Below are 19032 nucleotides of genomic sequence, written 5' to 3'. Positions count from 1 at the left end.
TGTTGATGCGTCCTGCCTTTGTTTTGCTGCACCGCTGGTTTGGGCTGGCAGTGGCTGTGTTTTTGTTCATCTCCGGCTTGACTGGGGCGTTCATCTCCTGGGATCATGAGCTGGATGCCTTGCTCAATCCGCATTTGTTCGAGGCGCACAGCCAGTCGCAAGGCAAGTCTGGCAAACTCGATAAACCCATGTCCGGGCTGGAGCTGGCCAACAAGGTAGAGGCGCGTGATCCACGCATCTGGGTGACCTATGTACTGAACGAGGCAGAGCCAGGACATACCAGCCAGATGTCGGTAGAGGGCAGAATCGACCCCGCTACTGGCAAGGCTTATCTGCTGGGTTTTAATCAGATTGCAGTCGATCCTGTCACTGGCGATGTACAAGGCAAGCGGCAATGGGGTGAGATATCCCTGAGCCGTGAAAACCTGCTGCCGTTTTTATACAAGCTGCATTACACCATGCATATACCCGAGGCGTCGGGTATAGAGTTGGGTATTCTGTTCATGGGCATCATAGGGATAGTGTGGGTGCTGGATTGTTTTATCGCACTATGGCTGTCTTTCCCCAACTGGCGCAGCTGGCGCAAGTCATTTGCTTTTCGCTGGCGTCAGGGCGGGCATAAACTCAATTTTGACTTGCACCGTTCCAGCGGTGTCTGGCTGTGGTTGTTCATGTTGTTGCTGGCGGTTACTTCGGTATCAATGAACCTGAATGCGCAAGTGGTACGCCCAGTTGTTTCCTTGTTTTCACCCTTGAGCGCTGACGTATTTGCCAGCCGTGTACCGCAAACACCCGACAAGCCTCTCATACCCGCCATCAGTCGTGAGCACGTCATTGAGTTGGCGAAACAGGAAGCGCAAAAACGCGGCTGGATTTTACCCGCAGGTGGTATATTTTATTCGCCAGCTTTTGGTGTGTATGGTGTGGGATTTTTTGAGACCGGCAATGACCATGGTGATGTTGGCCTGGGCAATGCCTGGCTGTATTTTGATGGCAAGGATGGCAGTGCGCTGGGAGGGAAAATACCAGGTGCCGGCTCTGCTGGAGATATTTTCCTGCAGGCGCAATTTCCCTTGCATTCAGGCCGCATCCTGGGCCTGACCGGGCGCATCCTGATTTCATTGCTGGGTCTGGTGGTCTCGATGCTGAGCATCACCGGTGTGATTATCTGGATGAGAAAGCGGCGTGCCAGGGTAGTAGCCAACGCCACTAGGCAAACTGTTTGACATTGGCCTAATTGACCTTAACCTATCTTGGGTACAAGTCGTTTTTCACTGATACTGGCCTTGGCTCTTTCCAGCATATCGATGGCGGCAGGTCCACGCAATAGCGTGACAGCCACTGCCAGTGCATCAATATAAGTCAGATGCGCGAGGCGTGAAGTCATCGGTGTGTAGATGTCCGGATCTTCTTCCACATCTACGCCGATATGCACGTCGGCCAATTCTGCCAGCGGGCCGCCACTGGCGCACAATACCAGTATCTTGGCACCAGCCTGTTTCGCCAGTTGCACGCTGTCGATCAGGTCACGCGTGCGACCTGTGCGTGAAAATGCCACGACAACGCAATCACTGTTCAATAAAGTGGCAGACTGTGCCTGCAGGTGCGCATCACAAAATACCGTAGTCGGTATGCCAAAGCGGAAGAATTTCAATTGTGCATCAATAGCCAGCGCACCGGAATAACCCAGGCCATAACATTCTATGCGGCGGGCGCGTGCCAGCAGGTTGACTGCTGCTTCAAAGGTGGCGGTATTGGCATTATTGCGTGCTTCCATCAATGCAGCGATGGTGCGGTCAAATACTTTGGGCAAGACATCGCGTACATGGTCAGCCTGGTTCACATCCAGATGCAAAAACGGGATGCCGGTGGCCAGGCTTTTGGCAAATGCCAGCTTGAAAGTCTTGAAGCCGTCAAAGCCCAGACTCTGGGCAAAGCGGGCAACCGTGGGTTCACTGACATCACAAGCCTGGGCCAAAACCCGTATCGACATCTCCAGTGCATCATGCGGCTTTTGCAGCAGGAAATCTGCCACCTGGCGCTCAGCGCGGCTCAAGGCTGTGCTGGCGGTGCGTATACGTGCCAGCAAACCTTTTTCAGGAGGGATGTTGGGTTTGTTGTCAGAGAACGGATTGGCCATATACATGAGTTTTACGGACACCAGAAAACATCTATGGTACAGCCTGCTTCGCGCAACAAGGACGCAACAGGCAGATTATTTTCTATTGCATGTTCCAGCACCTGACGTTTTTCTGCACCAGTGATGACCAGCCAGATGCGTTTGGTATTGAGCAGTCGCGGCAAGGACAGTGACATGCGGCTCTGGCGGGTTTGCGGGTGCACGGCCGCCAGGCAGGCCAGGTCATCATGCTGGGTAGGTGCACCAGGGAATAGGGAAGCGATATGCCCATCCGCACCCATGCCCAGCAAGACAGCACTGAAGGCTTGCGGCAATTGCTCATTCAAGCGCAGGTTGATGGCTTCTGTCGCCACTTCCGGTGTGCTGGAGGCATTCTTCAGTGATATCAACTGCCAGCGCTTGTCTGCGGCAGAACCGGACAGGCAACGGCGGAACAGACCCTCATTGCTCTGTATGTCCTGGTCAGGAACCCAGCGTTCATCAGTGGCCACCAGCTTGATGGGGTTATGTGCATCGATATTCGACAGCAACTGATCCAGGCGTTGATACACAGGCGCAGGCGTGGAGCCGCCCGCCAGGGCAAAGCTGCTGCCATCTGGCGTGGTCTGGATCACATCCAGCCATTGCTGGCTCAGGGCTTCGGTCAGTGCCGTGAAGTTGTCAAAGGTATGGTATTTCATGCTCATTTTATCGCTTAGCTTTCAACGAATTCTTCACCCCAGGCTGCCCCATGCTGTGCCAGTAAATAACTGGCGGCAGACGGGCCCCAACTGCCGGATATGTATGATTTGAGTCCTTCGCTATCGTTTTGCCAGGCGCTCATGATAGGGTCTATCCAGGCCCATGCTGCACTCAGTTCATCATCACGCACGAACAGGGTCAGGTCGCCATGCATGGCATCGAGCAAGAGGCGCTCATAGGATTCAACGCGGCGTGAATTCGATACTTCGGCAAAGTCCAGGTTCAGTGCAACGTCAGACAGACGTATGCCTTCGCCCGGCTCCTTGGCCTTCATATACAGTTGCACGCTTTCTTCTGGCTGCAGAGAAATCACCAGGCGGTTAGAGCGCAAAGGACCTTGCGATTTGCCAAAAATCGAATACGGAATAGGTTTGAAATTGATCGTGATCTCTGCACTGCGGCTGGCCATGCGCTTGCCAGTGCGCAGGTAGAAAGGCACGCCAGCCCAGCGCCAATTATCGATCTCTGCGCGGATGGCGACAAAGGTTTCCGTACGTGAAGAAGGCGGCACTCCAGGCTCGTTCTGGTAGGCGATAACCGGTTTGCCATCGACAGCACCGGCACGGTATTGGCCGCGTACAGTTTTTTTGCTGACTTCATCTGGCGTGAACTTGTGCAGGGCGCGCAAGACTTTTACTTTTTCATCACGGATGGCATCCGGGTTGGCATTCACCGGTGGTTCCATGGCGACGATAGAGACTAGTTGTAGCAAATGGTTTTGCACCATGTCACGCAGAGCACCAGTATGGTCATAGAAATCACCACGCGATTCCACACCCACTTGTTCGGAGATAGAGATTTGCACATCCTGTATCCATTTGCGGTTCCACAAAGGTTCGAGGAAGGAATTGGCAAAGCGCAGCGCCAGCAGATTTTGCACCATCTCTTTACCAAGATAGTGGTCAATACGGTAAATCTGGTTTTCGTTCAGGTAAGAGCGCAGGGATTGATTGATCTCTTTGGCAGACTGGGCATCACGACCCAACGGCTTTTCTACCACTACACGGGCATTGCCTTCGACCAGACCATGCTTGGACAATTGCTCGACCACTGGGATAAATATATCCGGGCCAGTGGCCAGGTAAAACAAGGTGGCGTTGCTTTCGCTGGTTTGCAGGCTGCCTTTGAGGGCAGCAAAATCTTCAGGGATACGTGCATCGATTTTTGAATAATGCGTGGTCGCCAAAAAAGCTGCACGCTTTTCTTCAGTCGCACCATCTACATCAGACGCATAGGATTCTATGGCGGTAGCGACACGCACACGGAATTCTTCATCCGTCAGTTTTTCACGGGCCGCGCCGATGAACTTGAAGTTCTGGTCCAGCCTGCCATTCACAAATGCGCTATACAAAGCAGGGATGATCTTGCGCTTTGCAAGATCGCCGGTGCCGCCAAATAAGACAAATGTGGTCATGCTGACTCCGTGTTGTGTTGGTTATGGTGTTCACTTATTTTCAAATCTGTACGGGCTATGTTCGATAGTGCGCAGACATGCTGCAATGTATGTCGTATCTTGCGATATCTTGCAACGGCCCGCTGCCAGTCATTTGTTGCCGGACATCGCGGGTTTTCCATCTTGCCAAGGATTGCGAAATATGTACTACATTGATGATAGTGATTTATCCTGATTATGCCAGAAAATATTCAAAAATGTAGTTTCATTACGATAAATTTGAAGTTTTTGCCAAATAAAACAGCTAAATATCAAAATACTGAAAGTTTGTTACAGAAATGTAGGGATTTATGCTATCTTTGCTGCATTGATTCAGTATTGCCACAGCTTTCTTATCTTTCGCCCAAACGGGCCACAGGTGTTATATGACGACATCCCCCTCTATTGCGCTGCATCCTGTTATCGCCAAGGTGACACAGCGTATTACCGAGCGCAGCAAAACCTTACGCAGTACTTATCTTTCGCAGTTGGAGCACATGCGTGGCCGTGGCCCACGTCGCGCTAGTCTGTCTTGTGCCAATCAGGCGCATGCCAATGCGGCCATGGATAGCAGTACCAAGATCTGGCTCAACCAGGCACAAAAACCGAATATTGGTATCGTCACTGCCTATAACGATATGTTATCGGCACATCAGCCTTATGAACACTATCCAGCTCAGATACGCCAGGCAGCCCTTCGCTTTGGCGGTACTGCGCAAGTCGCAGGCGCTGTGCCCGCCATGTGCGATGGTGTGACGCAGGGGCGCCCTGGCATGGAGCTCTCTCTGTTTTCACGCGATGTGATTGCCCAGGCGACTGCAGTGGCTCTGACTCATGACGCTTTTGATGCGACGTTGTGCCTGGGTATCTGCGACAAGATTGTGCCTGGTCTGTTGATAGGTGCACTGGCCTTTGGTCATCTGCCTACTATCTTTATACCAGCAGGCCCTATGGGTTCTGGCTTGTCGAACAAAGAAAAAGCTGCAGTGCGTGAGCGCTATGCGCAGGGCAAGGCAACCAAAGAAGAATTACTCGCCGCAGAAAGCGCCGCTTACCATAGCGCTGGCACCTGTACTTTCTATGGCACAGCCAACAGCAACCAGATGTTGCTGGAAGCCATGGGCCTGCATCTGCCAGGCGCAGCCTTTGTCCATCCGACAGATCCATTACGCAGCGTGCTGACCGATGCAGCAGTAGAGCGTGTCCTGCAATTGACTGAGCAAAGCGGTAACTACAAACCTATAGGCCAACTGGTCAATGAAAAAACCATCGTTAATGCCGTCATCGCCTTGTTGGCGACGGGTGGCTCCACTAACCACACTATCCACTGGATTGCCGTGGCCCGCGCGGCCGGCATCATCATCGACTGGCAAGACTTTGATGAATTGTCATCTGTCGTTCCTTTGCTGACACGCGTCTATCCAAATGGCACGGCAGACGTAAATGCCTTTGAAGATGCGGGTGGCCCGGTCTTCGTGATACGCGAATTGCTGTCTGCTGGCCTCATGCATGCAGATGTCATGACAGTGTATGGTAATGATGGTTTGAACTCACACACCACTCGCCCGGTATTGACTGAAGAGGGCAAGGTCAGATGGGAAGCTTTGCCAGCAGAATCGACTGACACCACGGTCGTTCGTAATGTGACTGATCCATTTGCACCTACCGGCGGCCTGCGTTTATTGAACGGCAATCTGGGCCGTGCCATCGTCAAGGCTTCTGCCGTACCTGAGGATGCCTGGATCATCAAGGCACCAGCAAAAGTATTTGAATCACAGGATGCGCTGGTCAAGGCGTATAAAGCGGGCGAATTGAATATGGACTTCGTCGCTGTCGTCATCTTCCAGGGCCCACAGGCGAATGGCATGCCTGAGTTGCATCAGTTCACGCCAGTGCTAGGCAGCCTGATGTCGGCTGGTTATAAGGTTGCACTTGTAACGGATGGCCGCATGTCAGGTGCATCCGGCAAAGTGCCAGCGGCTCTGCATGTCAGCCCGGAAGTGGCACAAGGCGGCCCACTCGGCAAAGTGCGTGACGGTGATGTGGTCGAGTTGAACGTGCATACCGGCGAATTGCGCGCCTGGGTTGATGCAGATGTCTGGGCACAACGCGCCGTGCGTGAACTTAGCAAGGAACCTACCTTTGGCTATGGCCGTGACCTGTTTGCTGCCCAGCGTCGTGTCGTGACTGCGCCGGAACATGGCGCGTCAACTCTTTTCATCGATTAATTTTCTAAAAGCGAAACCCATCATGAGCCTGAATATCAGCATGAGCAAACGAAACATCATCGCCCAACTGGAACAAATCCGTGTACTGCCTATCCTGGTTACGGATGACGTCGATCAGGCGATACGCTGCGTGACGACGCTGGCAGAAAATGGCTTGCCAGCTGTAGAAATCACTTTGCGCACCCCAAATGCCATGACAGTCTTGCGTGAAGTCGTCAAGGCTTGCCCGACCGTGACAGTAGGCGCAGGTACGATTTTGACGCAAGCGCAACTGGACGCGGTCAGGGAGACCGGTGCAGCCTTTGGGATCAGCCCCGGTATTACACCTGTGCTGGCAAAAGCTGCAGCTGATTCTGGCCTGCCATATTTCCCTGGTGTTGGTGGTGCCAGTGATTTGATGTTGGCGCTGGAGCATGGTTTCAATGTCGTCAAACTTTTCCCTTCCGATATCGTCGGCAGCACCAAGATGGCCAAGGCGCTTGGTGGCCCTTTCCCTGATGTGAAATTTTGCCTGACGGGTGGCGTTACGGTGGAAGCGACACCGGCCTTGTTGCAGCAATCAAATATCTTGTGCGTCGGTGGTTCGTGGATGTGTCCGGCCTCGCTCATCAATGCAGGTGATTGGGCAGCAATTGGTGTACTTGCTGCCGCTGCTGCAGCGGCAGGCAAGAGGTAAACGCAGATTTGAATAAAAATTTTAGCAGTTTTTGTTAAGCACTTTCACCAATCACTTTTCGCAAATAAGTAAGATTATGGTCACTTCCGTATCGCGTACTCCTATCTGGGGTTTGTTGCAGCAACGTGCCACCAACATGCCTAACCTGAAAGAATTGTTCCGTGCTGATCCGCAGCGTTTCACGCATTTTTCAGCTTCTGCCTGCGGCATCATGCTTGATTATTCCAAGCAACGCATAGACACGACAGCAAAGCTCAATTTGCTGGCATTGGCCAGGCAGCAGGATGTGGAGTCACGCCGTGATGCGATGCTGCGCGGTGAAGCGATCAACCAGACAGAAAACCGCGCAGTCCTGCATACGGTATTACGCTTGCCTAAAGGTGAGTCCTTTGATTTGAATGGTGAAAACATTGCTGCCGATGTGCACCAGGTGCTGGCGCAAATGCGTAGCTTTAGCGATGCGGTACGGGACGGGCGCTGGCAGGGCTATACCGGCAAGGCCATACGCACCATAGTCAATATCGGCATCGGTGGTTCAGACCTTGGCCCGCAAATGGCTTGTATCGCCTTGGCACCCTGGTCGCAAAAAAACCTGTCCCTGTATTTTGTCTCCAATGTCGATGGCCGCCATGTCGCCGATGCACTGGCTAATGCTGATCCAGAAACCACCTTGTTCGTAGTCGCATCCAAGACTTTTGCGACCATGGAAACCCTGACCAATGCCCGAACTGCGCGTGAATGGATGCTGTCGCATGGTTGCCCGGTCGATCAGATACGCCAGCATTTCGTGGCGCTGAGCACCAATGTCAAAGCTGCTGCTGAATTCGGCATTGCGCCTGAAAATGTTTTCCCGTTCTGGAACTGGGCTGGTGGCCGCTATTCCATGTGGAGCGCTATTGGCCTGTCTATTGCGCTATATGTAGGCGCAGACCGTTTTGAAGAAATGCTGGCGGGTGCGCATGAAATGGACCTGCATTTCGCCCAGGCACCGTTGGAGCAGAACCTGCCAGTATTGATGGCCTTGATCGGTGTGTGGAATATCAATTTCCTCGGCCTGCAAGCGCTGTCAATCGCACCATACCACCAGCGCATGACACGCTTGCCAGCCTATTTGCAGCAACTGGAAATGGAAAGCAATGGCAAGTCCGTCACGCGTGAAGGCCAGCGGGTTGATTACACCACTTCGCCTATCTTGTTTGGCGAAGCGGGCACCAATGGCCAGCATGCTTACTTCCAGTTATTGCATCAGGGGGCAACGATTATCCCTACCGACTTTATCGTAGTGGCTGATGATGATGCGGGTTTGCCCGGTCATAACCAGGCACTGCTGGCAAATTGTTTTGCTCAATCAAAGGCCATGGCCTGGGGCAAGAGCATGGCAGAAGTACGCACTGAGCTTGGTGACTTGCCTGACAAGGTATTGGCGCCGCGCGTCTTTGAAGGTAATCGCCCGACTTCAACTGTTTTGCTGGATTCTCTGACGCCACGCTCCTTGGGCGCATTGATTGCGTTGTATGAACACAAGGTATTCGTGCAATCGGTGATCTGGGATATCAATGCCTTTGATCAATGGGGTGTGGAGTTGGGAAAATCGCTGGCACAGCAATTGATCAGTCTTGATCCAAGTGCAGTCAAAGAAGATTACGACAGCTCGACCAAGGGTTTATTGATGGCGGTGGGGCGTAGCCATAAATTGAAGAAGGCCGCTTAGATCACTTGCTTAGTCTGGCTCAGCTGATTTTGTTGTAAGCAAGCCTCAGTTTGTTTGCTCAGTTTTTGATATATCAGGTTTTAGTTTGTGATGTAAGCGCGCTGTCAAACCGCATGTTCACTCTGTAGTACGGCGATGTTGACGTTGTAAATATATTGCCGCAGCGAGAGGCGCAAGAATTTTCATCACTACGGTTTCATCCCTATTTTAAAATTTGTCAGCATGAATACTCACTTACAACCACAGATAAAAATGAACGATATCAGCGATGACAAAGACCAGAGCCTGCGTGAAGACATACGCAGGCTGGGCCGCATATTAGGCGATACGGTAAGAAACCAGCATGGCGATGAAGTATTCGATCTCATTGAACAAGTGCGCCAGAATTCCATACGTTTTCGACGCGATGCGGATGAGGCTGCACGCGCTGAACTTGAAACCACGCTAGATACACTCACCAACGACCAGACCACGCAAGTGATACGTGCGTTCAGTTATTTTTCACATCTGGTGAACCTGGCAGAAGACCAGCATCACATACGCCGCACGCGTGCACATTTGATTGCAGGTTCCGCGCCTCGCCAGGGCAGCCTGGCGCATACGATAGCATCTTTGTACAACACTGGTCACAGCAGCCAGCAGTTACTGGATTTTTTTGAGACTGCGCAAGTGTTCCCCGTACTGACTGCGCATCCCACCGAAGTGCAGCGCAAGAGTATCTTGAATTGCCAGATGGTGATTACCCGCTTGCTGGACGAACGTGACCGTATGCAGTTGACGCCGGAAGAATCTGCCGCCAATGATGAAGCTTTGGGGCGTGCCATTTTGACCCTGTGGCAGACACGCATGTTGCGTACCTCCAAATTGTCAGTGCTGGATGAAGTCGAAAATGGCCTGAGTTTTTACGACTACACTTTCCTGCGCGAGTTGCCCCATCTGTATGCGGGTCTGGAAGATCTGCTGGCTAGCAAAGATGCAGCGCTGGCGCAGCACGAACTACCCAGCTTCATGAAAATGGGTAGCTGGATAGGTGGTGACCGCGACGGCAATCCCTTCGTTACCGCCACTGTGCTGGAAAAAACCCTGGCCATGCAGGCCACACGCGCCTTTAAATTTTATCTTGATGAATTGCATACCCTGGGTTCGCAATTGTCGATGGCGAACCTGCTGGTGAAAGTATCTGACGATTTGCTTGCTCTTGCGCAGCGTTCACCTGATCATTCTCCACACCGTTCCGATGAACCATACCGCCTGGCGATCAGCGGCATTTATGCGCGTCTTGCTGCGAGCTATAAACAATTGCTGGGGCTGGAGCCGACCATCCACGCCAGTGGTGATGCTGAACCCTATGCCACGGCAGAAGACCTGGCTGCTGATCTTGATATCGTCCATTATTCGCTGCATGCTAACGGTTCTGCCGCTATCACACGCGGCCGCCTGCGCCATTTGCGCCGTGCCGTCAAAGTCTTTGGTTTCTATCTTGCGCCACTAGACTTGCGCCAGAATTCTGATGTGCATGAGCGTGTGGTGCACGAGTTATTGCAAGCAGCAAATCCTGAATTGAAATACCTGGACTTGAATGAAGACCAGCGTATAGAAGTCTTGATTAAAGAGATTAGCTCAGCCCGCCCGCTGGCCTCACCTTATTTGACATATTCAGAAGAAACCCAGTCCGAGCTGGCAATTTATCGTGCTGCTTTCACAGCGCAACAACGCTATGGCAAAGGCGCGGTACCAAATTGCATCATCTCCAAGACCGACGGCGTGTCCGACATGCTGGAACTGGCCCTGCTCTTGAAAGAATCTGGTCTGCTGCATCCGGCAGAAGGCCGTGTGGATGTCAATATCATCCCGCTGTTTGAAACCATAGGCGATTTGCAAAACAGCGCGCCCGTGATGGACAGATTATTCAGCATCCCAGCCTATGCGCGCTTGCTCGCCAGCCGCAACAACGCGCAGGAGGTCATGCTTGGTTATTCAGACAGTAACAAGGACGGCGGCTTTTTGACTTCTGGCTGGGAGCTGTATAAGGCAGAGCTTGATCTCATCGACATTTTCTCCAAACATCAGATACGTTTGCGCCTGTTCCATGGTCGTGGTGGTTCTGTCGGTCGTGGAGGTGGCCCCAGCTATCAGGCTATCCTGGCGCAACCTGCTGGTGCAGTGCAGGGGCAAATCCGTCTGACTGAGCAGGGAGAAGTGATTACTGCCAAATATGGTAATCCTGAAGTAGGGCGGCGTAACCTGGAAGTGCTGGCCGCAGCCACGATGGAAGCGACCCTGCTGGCTGATGCAGAACCGGCACCAAGGCCCGAATTTTTGACCGTCATGGAGGAATTGTCTGACCACGCTTTCAAGGCTTACCGTAACCTCGTTTATGAGACTGAAGGCTTCGAAAAATATTTCTGGGAATCGACAGTCATTTCAGAGATTGCTGGTTTGAATATAGGTAGCCGGCCTGCATCGCGCAAAAAATCAACAGCGATAGAAGACTTGCGCGCCATACCCTGGGTATTTAGCTGGTCACAATGTCGTTTGATGTTGCCGGGCTGGTTTGGCTTTGGCTCGGCGGTGCAAGCCTACCTGAAGGCCCATCCTAAGAACGGCTTGCAGACCTTGCAGGCGATGTTCAGGGAATGGTCTTTCTTCAGCACTGTGTTATCGAATATGGAAATGGTGCTGGCCAAGAGCGATATTGGCATTGCCAGCCGCTATGCCCAACTGGTCAAGGATGAGTCCTTGCGTAACCGCATCTTCCCGCGCATACAGGCTGAACATGAGGCGACCATAGACATATTGAAAGCTATCTCTGGTCAGGATGAATTGCTGGCAGCGAACCCCTTGCTGGCACGCTCGATACGTAACCGTTTCCCTTATCTGTCGCCTTTGAATCACGTACAGGTGGAATTGCTGGAGCGCTATCGTAACGGCGATGATGATGAGCGCGTGCATCGCGGTATACATTTGTCGATCAATGGCATTGCTGCCGGTTTGCGCAATAGTGGTTGATATTGTGGATGACGAAGCTACCGTTTGATTTAGTGCCATTCAGATGCAAAAAAACCTCTGTGGCAATGCCAGAGAGGTTTTTTTTGAAATATAAGGATTCGAGCGAGACCACTTAGGTCAAACTCAATTTCGGTATATTAGAATGATGCTTGAACACCAATGTTGAAGTTGGCGATGTTGCCGTCGCCGCCAACAAAGTCAACTTTGCGGCTGGCGATTTCAGCGCGTGCAGCGAAGTTAGGCGTGAATGCATAGGTTGCACCAATGCCTACCATGACTTGTGTGGAATTTTTGCTGGTGGATCCGCGAACATTATTGAATGCAGCAGTTGCTTCGCCTTTGGAATAAGCCAGACCCAGTTTAGTGAACAGGCCCCAGTTATTGCCAACTTGTGCGCGGTATGTGCCAGCCAGATCAATGCCGGTTGCCTTCATTTCTGCAGCGATGCCGTAGACATTCGCTTTGACTGTGCCCAGATTGTAATAGCTGCCTTCTACACCCCAGTTAGGAGTGATGTTGTAACCACCCAGGATATTGAAAGAGGTGTCATTGGTTTTGCAACTGGATGTGCCAGCGCAATCCATGTTCCAGCGAGCTTGGCCTACAGTGGCACCAGCATAAAACTGCGCATTGGCAGTTGTACCGATAAACAAACCGGAAATTGCCAGAGCGGCAGCGATAATTTTTTTATTAAACATGATGTACCTGATTGATTTTTTTTGAATAGCGCAAACTTGATTCATGCATTTACTGGATAAGTAAATTTTAAATTCTCATGTTGCGGTGCAGCACTCTATTCTAAAATCATCGGAATGTCAAAAAACGTTATTTATTCTTATTCATACATGCGGTTTTCTATATGAATGCCTTATTGATAAGTTGTGTGGTCATGATCAGAACAGCAAGCCTCCGCCTTTTCTGAAAAGTGCCATATCGACATAATTGGACATCCGGTGTGTAGTCTCTGATGGTGACAGGGTTACGCCACCGAGATCGATGATGCTTTTTTGTGTTGCCAGCGCTTGCAGGCCATCACGCCCGCCTTTTCCTGCCTGTATTGCTTTGACCAGAGTCTTGGCAACCATGAAGCCTTCAAATGTCAGGGCAGACAGATCTTCATCCCGGAATTTTTTCATCATATTGCTATGATCTATCTGTATCAGTGACTTTTTGCTCAGTGGGTTAGGTACCACTTGGGAAAAAACCGTCCATTCCAGCGCCTTGGGGCCTGCCACTTCTGCCAGGGTATCGAGATTGATGAGTGACATGCCGGCAACAAAAGTGCGGGGAGCCTGTTTTCTGAATTCCTTCAGGAAGATGCCTGTCCCCAGCGTATCAGCAATGGCGATCACGATGCCAGGGTTGCTGCGTGCCAGTAGGGCAGATTCTCTTTCCAGGTCTGCCGCAGACACACCTATGCGTACCAGGCCACTCATGAGCATATTGCGTTTGCGCAACTCGGCAACCACATATTGGTACATGTCCTGGTTCAGGGCGTTTTCTTGATAGGCGATGCCTACGCTCTTGATACCCAGCTTATCGAAGTAAGAGAATATATATTGCATCTCTTGCTCAGGGCTGGGCCGCCAGAACAGGACGCGGGTACCGTAAGTCTTGACTGATGCCACCAGCGGGGCAAACAGGGTTTGCCCGCTTTGTGAAAACCTGGCGTTTGCCAACACTGCATCGGTGACGGCAGCGCCTATGCCGCCCAGCAAATAATCAGCCTTGTCTTTTTCCAGCAAGTCGCTGACAGCCTGTGCCGAAACAGCGGGATTGCCCTGATCGTCACGTACCAGGTACTTGATGCGTTTACCGCCTATGCCGCCATTCACATTGATGCTGTCAAAGTAAGTCGTGATACCTGCTACATAGTCGCGGCCAATGCTACCATTCGGTCCGGACAAGTCTATCGCCTGGCCAACGACAATGACATTAGCTTGCGCATGTACATTCAGGGTGAACAGCAGGCATAGCAGTGTGAAACAGAAGGACCATAGTCTGAAGCGGGAACGCATAGTGATAACCTGTGAAATATTGCAATGTAACAATTGTTACATTCAAATATGACTATGGAATGACGAGGCAGTGTCTGAGTCATACACCTAAGTCATATGCTTATAGTGAATATTAAAATTTGGAGAGTGCTGTGAAGGATGGTGTAGAGGCAGGTGTCACTGATTACGGGCAGATATTGAGCGTGATAGGATGGTCTGGCAGTGGTAAAACCAGTTTGCTGGAATACCTGGTCAGGGAGCTTACAGCGGCTGGATACAAGATCAATATCGTCAAACACAGTCATCATGACGTGACGATAGAGCCACCACAAAAAGACAGTGCACGACTGCGCCTTGCTGGTGCACAAGATGTCCTGCTGGCATCGCCTTATCGTTATGTGATCGCGCACGAGTTGCGGCAAAAGGCTGAACCGTCACTGGCTGAATTATTGACCCGCTTATCACCCGCAGACCTGACGCTGGTAGAAGGTTATAAATGGGAGGCCATTACCAAGATAGAAGTTTTTCGACCGTCTCTGGGCAAGCCCGCCATTTATACAGATGATACTCATGTCGTGGTGGTTGTATCCGACTCTCCAGCTCCGGCCAATTTGCGCGCTGGTTTGCAATGGCTGAATATAAATCAGCCCAAACTCTTGCTTGAGTGGATTGTTATTGCGATGCAGAACAAGAAATTTAAAAATATTTGAATTTCTATTAAAGACTTCTCTTTAGCCGCCGTTAATAGAAACAGACAGATAAGGAGAATTGTCATGGATGTGACCGGTATCGCTGGTTTGGCAACAACATTGGCTGACGTGGGTACGAGTCAGGCTGTAAGTATTGCTGTTTTGAAAAAAGCGCAAGATATTACTGCTGAAAGTGCAACTGCCCTGATAGAAGCCATACCAGATAATAAATCTGTTGCTAATCTGCCGCCTAATCTTGGCAGGAATATTAATACTACAGCTTGATTGCGTATACTGCTATCAGGTATTTGGTAAGAAGAGATGTAAGTAGAAATGTCAAGAAGCGCACTGATGGTGCGCTTTTTTGTTTCTTCATTTTGTTTTTGTAATGAATGACATTGATCTCACGCAAGCAAGTTGCCTGACTTTCAGCGATAATCTCGCCAATTCGCTCTCTCAATATCAGGATGTAAGCATGGAACAAAATTCTTGGGGTTGGTCTGACCGACTCAGCCTTAGCTATGAACCTATGGACGATACCCATAAAGAGTTTGTCGAGCTCTGCGCTGCTTTGTCTGAAAACAATCCTGACACCTTCGTGGCCAGGCTGGATGCCCTGATCGTACATTCCATTGCGCATTTTGAGCAAGAAAACCAGTGGATGGCCGAGACCGCATTCCCGCCTGCAGGTTGCCACAGGCAAGAACATGATGCCGTGTTGGAAGTCATGCAAGAAGTCAGGCGCAGGGTAGAGCTGGGTGAAACCGATCTGGCAACGCGCCTGGCAGAAGAATTGCCTTTATGGTTCGAGCATCATGTCGATACCATGGATAATATGCTGGCGCGTTTCATGGCGAGCGATCATGAAAAGATTGCCGATACTACCATCGATACTGCTGCCCAGGTTCAGCCAGCCTGAACCCGTATTTCTATATCGCCCAGGCTGACAAGCTGGCCTGCGCGGATTTTCGCTGTCTTGCGCAATTCCTGTTCACCGTCAACACTGACATCGCCGCTGGCGACGATAGCCTTGCCAGCGCCGCCGCTTTCGCACAGGCCAACCAGTTTTAATAACTGGTTCAGTTCTACATATTCGCCTTCCAGGCTAAAACTCAGGCTTTGCATATCAATTCCTCTATCCTGTAATAAAAGGGACGCAGCTTACACTATTTTGCCAGGCGCAAGGCGTGCATCTGCTTTCTCAAGCCACATTCCTAGCTGGGCAATCAGGTCTGTTTGGCTGAAGGAGCAGCTTTCTTCTGTGAACAGGCTGCCTGACTCCAGCCGGCTCAAGAGGTTTTCCATGACTTCTGCAAATTGTGGTGGCAGGGCGGCTAATAAATCTGTCTGATTGCGCCAGATTTTGCAAAAAACAGTGATATTGATCTCGTTGTGAGATAAATTTTCGATACTTTGTCGTAATTCTTGGATGAAGTTAAGCATATAGAAACTTTTAGCTTGAAAAAAAGTCATAAGCTAGTAGGATAATCTCATCGCCGCCTGAATCCAAATGAAAATGTGCTGCGTAGAAGATAGTGTAGATAGTGCGACTGAAAATATTTTACAAAATTTTGTAAGTTTGCTTTATCTGCGCCGACTATAAGCTGTAGTTTTAAATTTTCCCATGTGGGGTGTTGTGCTTAATGAAGTTCTTGAATCAATTTACAGGAGATGAACATGAGTAATAAAACAATGGTCGCAGTCGCACTGGCAGGTTTGTTGGGTTCTGGCTTGGCAATGGCTGCGGATCCAGTCAAGACAGAAAAATGCTTTGGTATTGCCAAGGCTGGTCAAAATGATTGTGCCACCAAATCAGGCTCCCATTCTTGCGCTGGTCAATCCAAAAAAGACAATGACGCATCTGAATGGAAAAAAGTACCAGCAGGTTCTTGCGAAAAAATGGGCGGCAAACTGGAAGCCCCTAAATCTTAAGTTTTCATTTTTAAATTTGTTATTTTGATGGGCCGTCTTATCGTGGCTGATTTCTTTTGACTGATACGGCTCGCAAAAACAATGAACCCACGCCTGTCCTGCAAGGGGTAGGTGTGGGTTTGCGTACTCAGCACTACCGTGATTTTCTGAATGCACCTGCGATGGCAGATGTGGTTTCACCAGCGTCTGCTGACTGGCTGGAGGTGCATTCAGAAAATTATTTTGGTGATGGAGGCTATGATTTGCATGTTTTGCAAACATTGCGCCAGGATTATCCCTTAAGCCTGCATGGCGTTGGCATGGGTCTGGGATCAGTCCTGGGCTATTCTGATCTGCATATTTCACGCTTGCAGCGTTTAATCGAACGCACTGAACCTACATTGGTTTCTGAGCATTTGTGTTGGGGTGCCATTGCTGGCAGACACCTGAATGACCTCTTGCCTTTGCCACTGATGCAAAGCGCTCTCGATTTGATATGCCAGCGTGTTGATGAATTACAGTCATGTTTGCAAAGACAGGTCTTGATAGAAAATGTCTCGACGTATTTACGCTTTGCCAAGGACGATATGTCGGAAGCCGAATTTCTTGCTGCATTGGTCAGGCGTACAGGTTGCGGCATTTTGCTCGACATTAATAATCTCTATGTGAACCAACACAATCATGGCGAAGACGCGCAGCAAGCCTTGCGCGTCATGGCTGGTTTGCCCATTGGTGCGATAGGTGAAATTCATCTGGCAGGCCATTTGCAAACCGATATTTGTCTGGTCGATGATCATGGCAGCCAGGTTGCTGATCCGGTGTGGGAATTGTTCAAGCAAGCAACTCAGATGCTACCTGCCGGGATACCCATATTAATAGAATGGGATACGGCAATCCCTGATTTGTCGGTGCTGTTGGGCGAGGCGCATAAAGCCAGGCAAATTCTGGCAACTGCGCCAATGCCAACGCCAGCACCATCGCAAGAGATAGCGGCAGTCTGATGAGTGCGCAGATTGATGCACCTATGGATGCGCTTGCGCTCGCCGACATTCAGGCGCAATTTGCCCAGGCATTATTGCAGCCATCTAGCGCTGCACAGGCCTCTACCCTATTTAATGCTCACCCTCACCAGGATGACAGGTTTGCCTTGTACCGCGGCAACCTGACTGCCATCTGGACGGCGGCATTGAAGAATGCTTTCCCTGTCCTGTATCAATTGGTAGGCGAGGACTATTTCGAGCAGCTGGTACGCGCTTTTGGCCGCGCCTGTCCTTCAGAGTCTGGTGACCTGAACCAGTTTGGCGCAAGGCTTGCAGCGTTCCTGAAAACCGTACCTGACGCCGCAGACTACCCTTATTTTTCTGATGTCGCCGCGCTGGAGTGGCAGGTACATAGCACCTATTATGCTGCCGATTCGGATGCGATCACCCTGGCAGGCCTGTTGCAGGCCGTGGCTGCATCAGGACAGGATGTGCAGGCGGTGCAACTGGAATTTCACCCTGCGTCCAGTTTATATATTTCTGAACTGGATAGTGTGGCGATCTGGCTTGCCCATCAGACAGATACTGATGCGGGATTCCCGGAAAATATCAAGCAGACTTGTCATGGGCTTATCAGCAGGCGTCATTGGTCGGTGGAGTTGCAAGCGATCAGCAAGCCGGGCTTCCTGGCTTTGACTGCTTTACAGCAGGGCAGCAGCTTGGGCGCCGCGCTTGAAATCGCGCTTGATGCAGACAGTGAATTTGATATCAATGCTGAGTTGCAAACCTGGTTTGCAGCTGGATTATTTGCCAATTTTAAATTCCCTGAAAGCCAGTTGTAAGGAATCCATCAGCAGACAGACTAAGTTGCAGGAGACTAATTGGAGAATTTCTATGTATAACACCCTGCAATACTTTCATCGCCTGAGCACCCGTTTTGATGACAGGCTCAATGTCTGGGGCGGCTCAGCCCTTAGTCTGGCACTCAGGCTATATGTGGGCTGGCAGTTTTTTAAGGCAGGCCAGTTGAAAATAGCTGACTGGCAATCTACCCTGTCCTTGTTCCGCGAAGAATACATGGTGCCCGTGATCCCCCCTGAACTGGCAGCCTGGATGGGGGCGGGCGGGGAGTTGATTTTGCCTGTCTTGCTGGCAATCGGTATTTTTTCCCGCCCGGCAGCGCTGGCTTTGTTTTTCGTTAATTTAATGGCCGTGATTTCTTACCCGCAGTTGTTTGAGCTTGAATGCCCGGCAGCGGTCAATTCTCACTTTTACTGGGGAATCCTGTTACTGGTACTGGTCAGTTTTGGGCCTGGTAAGCTATCTTTGGATGCCTGGCTGGATAAGGGAAAATCAAATAATCCAGCAAATTAAATTTGTAAATCACGCCACGAAATCAAAGCTAAATCAGAGCCCACCAAGCCGGGCTCTTTTTTTTGGGGGGCAATTTTGCCCTAATATTTGATGAACTTATCCTCTGTGTATTAGTCAAAACGCTAAACAAAGTCTGGCCTGCCT

The 19032-nt window shown here is 50.7% G+C and carries 19 protein-coding genes; 12 read left to right on the top strand and 7 right to left on the bottom strand.

Features of this window, described 5'->3' with window-relative positions:
• Positions 1 to 5: 5 nt before the first annotated feature.
• Positions 6 to 1226 (top strand): PepSY-associated TM helix domain-containing protein, encoded by a 1221-nt coding sequence (locus ACO0LG_RS17980; RefSeq protein WP_423029204.1) that lies wholly within the window; start codon positions 6 to 8, stop codon positions 1224 to 1226.
• A gap of 17 nt (positions 1227 to 1243) precedes the next feature.
• Here the strand turns inward: ACO0LG_RS17980 and ACO0LG_RS17975 are convergent, their stop codons facing one another.
• Genes ACO0LG_RS17975 through zwf form a run of 3 tightly spaced genes read right to left on the bottom strand, consistent with a single transcriptional unit; the run spans position 1244 to position 4295 of the window.
• The gene (locus ACO0LG_RS17975) at positions 1244 to 2161 is read right to left on the bottom strand and encodes a MurR/RpiR family transcriptional regulator (RefSeq protein WP_423028815.1); all 918 of its coding nucleotides are present in this window, start codon (positions 2159 to 2161) and stop codon (positions 1244 to 1246) included.
• A complete protein-coding gene (locus ACO0LG_RS17970; RefSeq protein WP_423028813.1) occupies positions 2152 to 2820 on the bottom strand; it encodes a 6-phosphogluconolactonase in 669 nt (222 codons plus the stop codon). The genes ACO0LG_RS17975 and ACO0LG_RS17970 overlap by 10 nt, the downstream gene beginning before the upstream one ends.
• Before the next feature lie 14 nt (positions 2821 to 2834).
• On the bottom strand, positions 2835 to 4295 hold the full coding sequence (gene zwf, locus ACO0LG_RS17965; protein WP_423028811.1) for a glucose-6-phosphate dehydrogenase: 1461 nt from the start codon (positions 4293 to 4295) through the stop codon (positions 2835 to 2837).
• 404 nt (positions 4296 to 4699) lie between these two features.
• Between zwf and edd the strand changes: the two genes are divergently transcribed.
• The 4 genes from edd (at position 4700) to ppc (ending at position 11937) form a co-directional block, all read left to right on the top strand.
• The gene (gene edd / locus ACO0LG_RS17960) at positions 4700 to 6541 is read left to right on the top strand and encodes a phosphogluconate dehydratase (protein WP_423028809.1); all 1842 of its coding nucleotides are present in this window, start codon (positions 4700 to 4702) and stop codon (positions 6539 to 6541) included.
• 22 nt (positions 6542 to 6563) lie between these two features.
• Positions 6564 to 7217 (top strand): bifunctional 4-hydroxy-2-oxoglutarate aldolase/2-dehydro-3-deoxy-phosphogluconate aldolase, encoded by a 654-nt coding sequence (gene eda / locus ACO0LG_RS17955; protein WP_423028807.1) that lies wholly within the window; start codon positions 6564 to 6566, stop codon positions 7215 to 7217.
• A gap of 76 nt (positions 7218 to 7293) precedes the next feature.
• A complete protein-coding gene (pgi, locus tag ACO0LG_RS17950) occupies positions 7294 to 8928 on the top strand; it encodes a glucose-6-phosphate isomerase (RefSeq protein ID WP_423028805.1) in 1635 nt (544 codons plus the stop codon).
• A 252-nt stretch (positions 8929 to 9180) separates the two neighbouring features.
• A complete protein-coding gene (ppc, locus tag ACO0LG_RS17945) occupies positions 9181 to 11937 on the top strand; it encodes a phosphoenolpyruvate carboxylase (RefSeq protein WP_423028803.1) in 2757 nt (918 codons plus the stop codon).
• 137 nt (positions 11938 to 12074) lie between these two features.
• On the opposite strand, the gene ACO0LG_RS17940 is transcribed toward ppc, so the two are convergent.
• Positions 12075 to 12635 carry a porin family protein gene (locus ACO0LG_RS17940; RefSeq protein ID WP_423028801.1) on the bottom strand — a complete coding sequence of 187 codons (561 nt, stop codon included), beginning with the start codon at positions 12633 to 12635 and terminating at the stop codon, positions 12075 to 12077.
• Between the two features lie 195 nt (positions 12636 to 12830).
• On the bottom strand, positions 12831 to 13955 hold the full coding sequence (locus tag ACO0LG_RS17935) for an ABC transporter substrate-binding protein (protein ID WP_423028799.1): 1125 nt from the start codon (positions 13953 to 13955) through the stop codon (positions 12831 to 12833).
• A 131-nt stretch (positions 13956 to 14086) separates the two neighbouring features.
• Between ACO0LG_RS17935 and mobB the strand changes: the two genes are divergently transcribed.
• From mobB to ACO0LG_RS17920, 3 genes are all read left to right on the top strand, one after another.
• Positions 14087 to 14644, top strand: coding sequence for a molybdopterin-guanine dinucleotide biosynthesis protein B (gene mobB / locus ACO0LG_RS17930; protein ID WP_423028797.1), 558 nt, complete (start codon positions 14087 to 14089; stop codon positions 14642 to 14644).
• 63 nt (positions 14645 to 14707) lie between these two features.
• Complete coding sequence (locus tag ACO0LG_RS17925; protein WP_423028795.1) at positions 14708 to 14908, top strand: YjfB family protein; 201 nt, start codon at positions 14708 to 14710, stop codon at positions 14906 to 14908.
• 190 nt (positions 14909 to 15098) lie between these two features.
• Positions 15099 to 15542, top strand: coding sequence for a hemerythrin domain-containing protein (locus ACO0LG_RS17920; RefSeq protein ID WP_423028793.1), 444 nt, complete (start codon positions 15099 to 15101; stop codon positions 15540 to 15542).
• On the opposite strand, the gene ACO0LG_RS17915 is transcribed toward ACO0LG_RS17920, so the two are convergent.
• Both ACO0LG_RS17915 and ACO0LG_RS17910 read right to left on the bottom strand, forming a co-directional pair.
• Entirely contained in the window at positions 15530 to 15748 is a 219-nt protein-coding gene (locus ACO0LG_RS17915; RefSeq protein ID WP_422950582.1) for an RNA-binding S4 domain-containing protein, read from the bottom strand. The two genes, ACO0LG_RS17920 and ACO0LG_RS17915, sit on opposite strands and share 13 nt — an antisense overlap.
• 36 nt (positions 15749 to 15784) lie before the next feature.
• A complete protein-coding gene (locus ACO0LG_RS17910; protein ID WP_423028791.1) occupies positions 15785 to 16096 on the bottom strand; it encodes a hypothetical protein in 312 nt (103 codons plus the stop codon).
• 204 nt (positions 16097 to 16300) lie between these two features.
• On the opposite strand from ACO0LG_RS17910, the gene ACO0LG_RS17905 reads away from it, so the two are divergent.
• From ACO0LG_RS17905 to ACO0LG_RS17890, 4 genes are read left to right on the top strand one after another with little or no spacing between them, the layout of a single operon-like run.
• A complete protein-coding gene (locus ACO0LG_RS17905) occupies positions 16301 to 16555 on the top strand; it encodes a DUF2282 domain-containing protein (protein WP_423028789.1) in 255 nt (84 codons plus the stop codon).
• Between the two features lie 56 nt (positions 16556 to 16611).
• A complete protein-coding gene (locus ACO0LG_RS17900) occupies positions 16612 to 17535 on the top strand; it encodes a DUF692 domain-containing protein (protein ID WP_423028787.1) in 924 nt (307 codons plus the stop codon).
• Complete coding sequence (locus ACO0LG_RS17895) at positions 17535 to 18356, top strand: putative DNA-binding domain-containing protein (RefSeq protein ID WP_423028785.1); 822 nt, start codon at positions 17535 to 17537, stop codon at positions 18354 to 18356. The genes ACO0LG_RS17900 and ACO0LG_RS17895 overlap by 1 nt, the downstream gene beginning before the upstream one ends.
• Positions 18357 to 18408: 52 nt before the next feature.
• Positions 18409 to 18888: a DoxX family protein gene (locus ACO0LG_RS17890; protein ID WP_423028783.1), complete on the top strand. Its 480-nt coding sequence runs from the start codon at positions 18409 to 18411 to the stop codon at positions 18886 to 18888.
• The last annotated feature ends 144 nt before the right edge of the window (positions 18889 to 19032 follow it).

This window comes from Undibacterium sp. Ji42W, assembly GCF_049340405.1.
Taxonomy (GTDB): Bacteria; Pseudomonadota; Gammaproteobacteria; order Burkholderiales; family Burkholderiaceae_D; genus Undibacterium.
The sequence above is the reverse complement of the archived record's forward strand: the minus strand, read 5'-3'. Positions and strand labels throughout refer to the sequence as shown.

What these genes read in the sequence shown, in the direction of transcription:
- ACO0LG_RS17980 (WP_423029204.1), top strand. Translation starts at nt 6, where the DNA reads ATGCGTCCTGCCTTTGTTTTGCTGCACCGCTGGTTTGGGCTGGCAGTG.
- ACO0LG_RS17970 (WP_423028813.1), bottom strand. Translation starts at nt 2,820, where the DNA reads ATGAAATACCATACCTTTGACAACTTCACGGCACTGACCGAAGCCCTG.
- zwf (WP_423028811.1), bottom strand. Translation starts at nt 4,295, where the DNA reads ATGACCACATTTGTCTTATTTGGCGGCACCGGCGATCTTGCAAAGCGC.
- edd (WP_423028809.1), top strand. Translation starts at nt 4,700, where the DNA reads ATGACGACATCCCCCTCTATTGCGCTGCATCCTGTTATCGCCAAGGTG.
- eda (WP_423028807.1), top strand. Translation starts at nt 6,564, where the DNA reads ATGAGCCTGAATATCAGCATGAGCAAACGAAACATCATCGCCCAACTG.
- pgi (WP_423028805.1), top strand. Translation starts at nt 7,294, where the DNA reads ATGGTCACTTCCGTATCGCGTACTCCTATCTGGGGTTTGTTGCAGCAA.
- ppc (WP_423028803.1), top strand. Translation starts at nt 9,181, where the DNA reads ATGAACGATATCAGCGATGACAAAGACCAGAGCCTGCGTGAAGACATA.
- ACO0LG_RS17940 (WP_423028801.1), bottom strand. Translation starts at nt 12,635, where the DNA reads ATGTTTAATAAAAAAATTATCGCTGCCGCTCTGGCAATTTCCGGTTTG.
- ACO0LG_RS17935 (WP_423028799.1), bottom strand. Translation starts at nt 13,955, where the DNA reads ATGCGTTCCCGCTTCAGACTATGGTCCTTCTGTTTCACACTGCTATGC.
- ACO0LG_RS17925 (WP_423028795.1), top strand. Translation starts at nt 14,708, where the DNA reads ATGGATGTGACCGGTATCGCTGGTTTGGCAACAACATTGGCTGACGTG.
- ACO0LG_RS17920 (WP_423028793.1), top strand. Translation starts at nt 15,099, where the DNA reads ATGGAACAAAATTCTTGGGGTTGGTCTGACCGACTCAGCCTTAGCTAT.
- ACO0LG_RS17915 (WP_422950582.1), bottom strand. Translation starts at nt 15,748, where the DNA reads ATGCAAAGCCTGAGTTTTAGCCTGGAAGGCGAATATGTAGAACTGAAC.
- ACO0LG_RS17910 (WP_423028791.1), bottom strand. Translation starts at nt 16,096, where the DNA reads ATGACTTTTTTTCAAGCTAAAAGTTTCTATATGCTTAACTTCATCCAA.
- ACO0LG_RS17905 (WP_423028789.1), top strand. Translation starts at nt 16,301, where the DNA reads ATGAGTAATAAAACAATGGTCGCAGTCGCACTGGCAGGTTTGTTGGGT.
- ACO0LG_RS17895 (WP_423028785.1), top strand. Translation starts at nt 17,535, where the DNA reads ATGAGTGCGCAGATTGATGCACCTATGGATGCGCTTGCGCTCGCCGAC.
- ACO0LG_RS17890 (WP_423028783.1), top strand. Translation starts at nt 18,409, where the DNA reads ATGTATAACACCCTGCAATACTTTCATCGCCTGAGCACCCGTTTTGAT.